The organism is Aquabacterium sp., from assembly GCF_035476535.1.
Taxonomy (GTDB): Bacteria; Pseudomonadota; Gammaproteobacteria; order Burkholderiales; family Burkholderiaceae_C; genus Pseudaquabacterium.
In genome coordinates this window covers 1-5,014 of the sequence record NZ_DATILJ010000320.1, presented here as the reverse complement: position 1 = coordinate 5,014, position 5,014 = coordinate 1, and the positions used below count along the sequence as shown (strand labels likewise).

Genomic DNA, 5,014 nt, shown 5'->3' with positions numbered 1-5,014 from the left:
GACGCGGTGGTCGTAGCTCAGCGACAGCGGCAGCACGCGGCGGCTGCGAGGCTGTCCGTCGACCAGGCTCAGCCGCTCGGCCGTGCGTGTCACGCCCAGGATGGCCAGCTCGGGCGCGTTGATGATCGGTGTGAAGGCGGTGCCGCCGATACCGCCCAGCGAGCTGATCGTGAAGCAGCCGCCGGACATCTCGCTCATCGGCAGGCCCTTGCCGCGCGCGCGTTCGGCCTTGTCAGCCAGCTCGGCGGCCAGCTCAGGGATTGTTTTGCGATCGCAGTCGCGGATCACCGGCACCACCAGCCCGTTCGGGGTTTCCACGGCCACGCCGATGTGGAAGTAGCGTTTGAGCACCAGCGTATCGCCGACCAGCGAGGCGTTGAAGCGGGGCAGGGCGCGCAACGCGTGCACAGCCGCCTTGATCAGCAGCGGCACCAGACTGAGCTTGCCGCCCTGTTCCTGCGCGAGTTGCTGGCGCAGCGCTTCGGCCGCATCGATGTCGGCCTCGTCGTGGTGGGTGACGTGCGGGATCTGCGCCCAGTTGCGCGACAGGAACGACGCCGCCATCTTCTGGTGGCGCGACAGCGGCACCGATTCCACCGCGCCGAACTGTGCGAAGTCGACCACCGGCATCGGCGGCAGATTCGCCGGCCAGGCGATGGTGGGCGTGATGGTGGGCGGGTTCTGACTCATCACGCGATCTCGCCGATCACCGTGCCGACTTCATACACCTCGCCGGCCGGCTTGAGGATCTTCACGATGCCTGCCGTTGGCGCGTCGATCTCCTGCACCGACTTCTCGCTCTCCAGCGCGTACAGCGGGTCACCCTTGGCGACGGTGGCACCGTCGGCCACCATCCATTCGACGAGATTGGCTTCGTTGACCGAGAAGCCGAGTTTGGGCAGCAGGATCTGCATGGAAGGTATCCAGTGAATCAGGCCAGCGTTTGAAGAATGGCGGCGCTGATGCGCTCCGCCGTGGGCAGGTAGGCCGCCTCCAGCGCTTTCGAGAAAGGCACCGGCGAACGCGCTGCACCAACACGGCCGACAGGGGCCAGCAACTGGCCGAACAAGTCCTGCTGCAGCCGCGCGGCGATTTCCGCGCCGACGCCGAAGTCGACCTGGGCCTCGTGCGCCACCACCGCACGCCGCGTCTTCGCCACTGAGGCGCGCAGCGTGTCCATGTCCAGCGGAGAGATGCTGCGCAGGTCGATCACCTCGACCGAGATGTCGCGCTTGGCCAGCTCATCCGCGACGGCATTCACTTCCAGCATCGTGCGGCTGTAGCTGATCACGGTGACATCGCGGCCTTCACGCACGACCTTGGCCTTGCCGATGGGCACACGCGTGCCGGGCACCGGCGGCGCGCCGGGCACGAAGTACAGCGGCAGGTTCTCGATGAACAGGCAGGGGTCGTCGTCGAAGATGCACGACAGCATCAGGCCGTAGGCATCGGCCGGGGTCGACGGCGCCACCACCTTCATGCCGGCGGTGTGCGCGAACCAGCTTTCCAGGTAGTCGGCATGCTGGCCGCCGGTGCCGAATCCCGCGCCGGTGGCCGTGCGCACGGTGAGCGGCACATGGGTCTGGCCACCGGTCATGAAGCGCAGCTTGGCGGCGTGGTTGACCAACTGGTCCATGCCGACGGTCATGAAATTCATCAGCATGATTTCGGCCACCGGCCGCATGCCGCCCAGCGCCGCGCCAACGGCCGCACCCATGATGGCCTGCTCGGCGATTGGCGTCGATTTCACGCGCTCGGTTCCGTACTTGGCCGACAGCCCGGCGGTGCACTTGAAGACACCGCCGCCTTGCTTGTCGGCAATGTCCTCGCCCAGCGCCAGCACCGTAGCGTCCTGTTCCATCGCGTGGTCCAGCGCCAGGTTGATGGCCTGGATCATGTTGATCGTCTTCGGTGTGCTGCTCATGCTGCGATCTCCGTGGCGAGAACGTCCCGCTCAAGTTCCGAGGTGTCGGGGAAGGGGCTGTCCAGTCCGAACTGAACGGCGCGCTCGAAGGCTTCGACGTTGTGGCGTTCGATGTCGGACAGCGCCGCATCGCTGGCGTGGCCTTCAGCGATCAGCCAGGCGCGCAGGCGCGGCAGCGGATCGGCGGCCATGGCCTGCGCCATCTCGTCCTTGCCGATGTAGTGGCTGTCGTCGCCCAGCAGATGGCCGCGGAAGCGGAAGGTCTTGGCGTCCAAAAGCGTCGGCCCGTCGCCGGCGCGTGCGCGGTCGATCGCCAGCTTGGCGGCGGACCACATCGCCACCGCATCGTTGCCATCAACCTCGACGCCGCGCATGCCGTAGGCCACGGCCCGGTCGGCGATCGTGCGCGACGAGGTGCCGAGTTCGAACTTGGTGTGCTCGGCATAGCCATTGTTCTGGCAGACGAAGACGACAGGCAGCTTCCACAGCGAAGCGAGGTTCAGCGCTTCGTGGAAGGCGCCGATGTTGGTGGCGCCGTCGCCGAAGTTGCACACCGTGACCTGGCCGGTTTTCTTCAGCTGCGCGGCCCAGGCCAGGCCGTTCGCGATGGGCAGGCCCGAGCCCACCACGCCGGTGGTGACCGGCAGCCCCGAGGCCACGTGCGTGATGTGCATCGGCCCGCCCTTGCCCTTGCAGGTGCCGGTGGCCTTGCCCATGAACTCGGCGACGAAGGGCTCGAGAGGAATGCCTTTGGCCAGCTGGTCGTGGATGCCGCGGTAGGTGGTGACCACCACGTCGCTGGGTCGCAGGTTCACCGAGATCGCCGCCGGGATCAGCTCCTGGCCGCGCGGCGAGTAGTAGGGCGAGGCGATCTGCCCGGCTTTGATCAGCTCGATGAAGCGGTCGTCGGCCTGCTTGATCAGCGTGGCGATGCGGTAGATCTCCAGCAGGGTCTCGCGGCTTGGGGTGGTTGTCTCGCTGAGGGGCGTCATGGTGAGGGCGGTCATGGGGGTCACCTTGTTTCCAATCCGGCATGCCACGCAGATGCGGTGAACCGGGTGTTTAATTACAGACAAGCTTGTTTGTTTTTTTGACTATAGCAAGCTGATCTGGATTGGCGCCCAGGGTTTGTCCGTAAGTGCGCGGGATTTCGCGCCGGCGTGCGGCGTTTCGTGCGTCTTCGCCTTCGACGACACGACTTTGCATTTCGCTACCTTGCTGCGTGGCATGGCGCACAGACGTCGCGATCCCAGGGCGCGCACCGTGATGGCGATGGACCGGCATGGGTGCCGACGTCAACCGAACACAACCATCCAGGGGAACTGAACCATGACACGCAAGATGCAAGCCGCCGTCGTCGAACAATTTGGCAAGCCGCTGGTGCTGCGCGAGTGGGATGTTCCCTCGCCGGGCGCGGGCCAGATCCTGGTCAGGACCGAAGCCTGCGGCGTGTGCCACACGGATCTGCATGCCGCGCGCGGCGACTGGCCGGTCAAGCCCACGCCGCCGTTCATTCCGGGCCACGAGGGCATCGGGCGCGTGGCCGCCGTCGGCACGGGTGTCACGGCCGTGAAAGAGGGCGACCGGGTCGGCGTGCCCTGGTTGTACTCGGCCTGTGGCCACTGCGAATACTGCCTATCCGCATTCGAGACCGTGTGCGCATCGGCGCAGTTCGGCGGCTACACGAAGAACGGCGGCTTTGCCGAGTTCATCGTCGCCGATCCCAATTACGTGGCGCACATCCCTGCCGGGCTGCCTGCCAACGAGGCCGCGCCGATCATCTGCGCCGGCATCACCACGTACAAGGGCATCAAGGAAACAGCCGCCAGGCCGGGCGAGTGGATCGCCATCTCGGGTGCGGGCGGGCTGGGCCACCTGGCGATCCAGTACGCCAAGGCGATGGGCCTGCATGTCTGCGCGGTCGACATCGATGAGGGCAAGCTCGCGCATGCCACGCGACTGGGTGCCGACGTAGTGGTCAATGCCAAGGTCGGCGACCCGGCCGAAGCCGTGAAGAAAGCGACCGACGGAGGCGCGCATGGTGTGCTGATCACGGCCCCTTCGCTCGGCGCCTTCAACCAGGGGGTCGCGATGACCCGCAAACGCGGCACCTGCGTGCTGGTGGGCCTGCCGCCGGGGGAATTCCCGTTGCCGCTGTTCGATGTGGTGGCCAACTGCATCACCATCCGCGGCTCCTTCGTCGGCACGCGCCGCGACATGGCCGAAGCGCTGGCCTTCGCCGCCGAGGGCAAGGTCAAGGCCGTCATCGAGCTGCAGCCGCTGTCGGCCATCAACCACGTGTTCGAGCGCCTGGAGCGGGGCGAGGTGCCGTCGCGCGTCGTGCTCGAGTTTTCGAGCCACTGAAAGCCCGCCGCCACGCGCCGCAGCCTGGCGCCCAGGATCGCGCGGTGTCCGGATCGCGCCGTCGTCACACCCTCATCCGGACAGAGGCAAGCCACCATGCTGTACGCACACCCGCATACCCCCGGCGCCAAGATCGACTTCAAGCCGGCCTACGACAACTTCATCAACGGCAAGTTCGTGCCGCCGGTGAAGGGCCAGTACTTCGACGTCATCACGCCGATCACCGGCAAGCCGTTCACCAAGGCAGCGCGATCGGGCGCCGAGGACATCGAACTGGCGCTGGACGCCGCCCACGCCGCCGCCGACGCATGGGGCCGCACCGCGCCCGCCGATCGTGCCAACGTGCTGCTGAAGATTGCCGACCGCCTGGAGCGGAACCTTGAGTTGCTGGCCTATGCCGAGACAGTGGACAACGGCAAGCCGATCCGCGAGACGCTGAACGCCGACATACCGCTCACCATCGATCACTTCCGCTACTTTGCCGGCTGCCTGCGGGCGCAGGAAGGCGGGTTAAGCCAGATCGACGAGAACACCGTCGCCTATCACTTTCATGAGCCGCTGGGCGTGGTCGGGCTGATCATCCCGTGGAACTTTCCGATCCTGATGGCGGCCTGGAAGCTGGCGCCTGCGATCGCCGCGGGCAACTGCGTGGTGCTCAAGCCCGCGGAGTCCACGCCCGTCAGCATCCTGGTGCTGGCCGAGCTGATTGCCGACCTGCTGCCGCCG

Annotated in this window: 6 protein-coding genes; 2 read left to right on the top strand and 4 right to left on the bottom strand. The window is 66.7% G+C overall.

From position 1 onward, the window contains the following. The 4 genes from VLK61_RS30755 to VLK61_RS30740 form a co-directional block, all read right to left on the bottom strand. Positions 1 to 690: 2-oxo acid dehydrogenase subunit E2 (locus VLK61_RS30755; protein ID WP_325427306.1), on the bottom strand; the 690-nt coding region annotated here is incomplete at its 3' end. Next, positions 690 to 914 (bottom strand): lipoyl domain-containing protein, encoded by a 225-nt coding sequence (locus VLK61_RS30750; RefSeq protein WP_325427304.1) that lies wholly within the window; start codon positions 912 to 914, stop codon positions 690 to 692. The genes VLK61_RS30755 and VLK61_RS30750, both read right to left, overlap by 1 nt. Positions 915 to 931: 17 nt before the next feature. Next, the gene (locus VLK61_RS30745; RefSeq protein WP_325427302.1) at positions 932 to 1,924 is read right to left on the bottom strand and encodes an alpha-ketoacid dehydrogenase subunit beta; all 993 of its coding nucleotides are present in this window, start codon (positions 1,922 to 1,924) and stop codon (positions 932 to 934) included. Beyond that, positions 1,921 to 2,931, bottom strand: coding sequence for a thiamine pyrophosphate-dependent dehydrogenase E1 component subunit alpha (locus VLK61_RS30740; RefSeq protein ID WP_325427301.1), 1,011 nt, complete (start codon positions 2,929 to 2,931; stop codon positions 1,921 to 1,923). Before VLK61_RS30740 ends, VLK61_RS30745 begins: the two co-directional genes overlap by 4 nt. A 322-nt stretch (positions 2,932 to 3,253) precedes the next feature. Here VLK61_RS30740 and adhP point away from each other — a divergent pair, with 322 nt between their 5' ends. Continuing rightward, the gene (gene adhP, locus VLK61_RS30735; protein WP_325427299.1) at positions 3,254 to 4,288 is read left to right on the top strand and encodes an alcohol dehydrogenase AdhP; all 1,035 of its coding nucleotides are present in this window, start codon (positions 3,254 to 3,256) and stop codon (positions 4,286 to 4,288) included. 96 nt (positions 4,289 to 4,384) lie between these two features. After that, positions 4,385 to 5,014, top strand: a 630-nt coding sequence (locus VLK61_RS30730; protein WP_325427297.1) for an aldehyde dehydrogenase family protein, incomplete at its 3' end; no start/stop codon positions are given.

Coding starts and splice junctions, on each gene's coding strand:
- VLK61_RS30750 (WP_325427304.1), bottom strand. CDS start 914: ATGCAGATCCTGCTGCCCAAACTCGGCTTCTCGGTCAACGAAGCCAAT.
- VLK61_RS30745 (WP_325427302.1), bottom strand. CDS start 1,924: ATGAGCAGCACACCGAAGACGATCAACATGATCCAGGCCATCAACCTG.
- VLK61_RS30740 (WP_325427301.1), bottom strand. CDS start 2,931: ATGACCGCCCTCACCATGACGCCCCTCAGCGAGACAACCACCCCAAGC.
- adhP (WP_325427299.1), top strand. CDS start 3,254: ATGACACGCAAGATGCAAGCCGCCGTCGTCGAACAATTTGGCAAGCCG.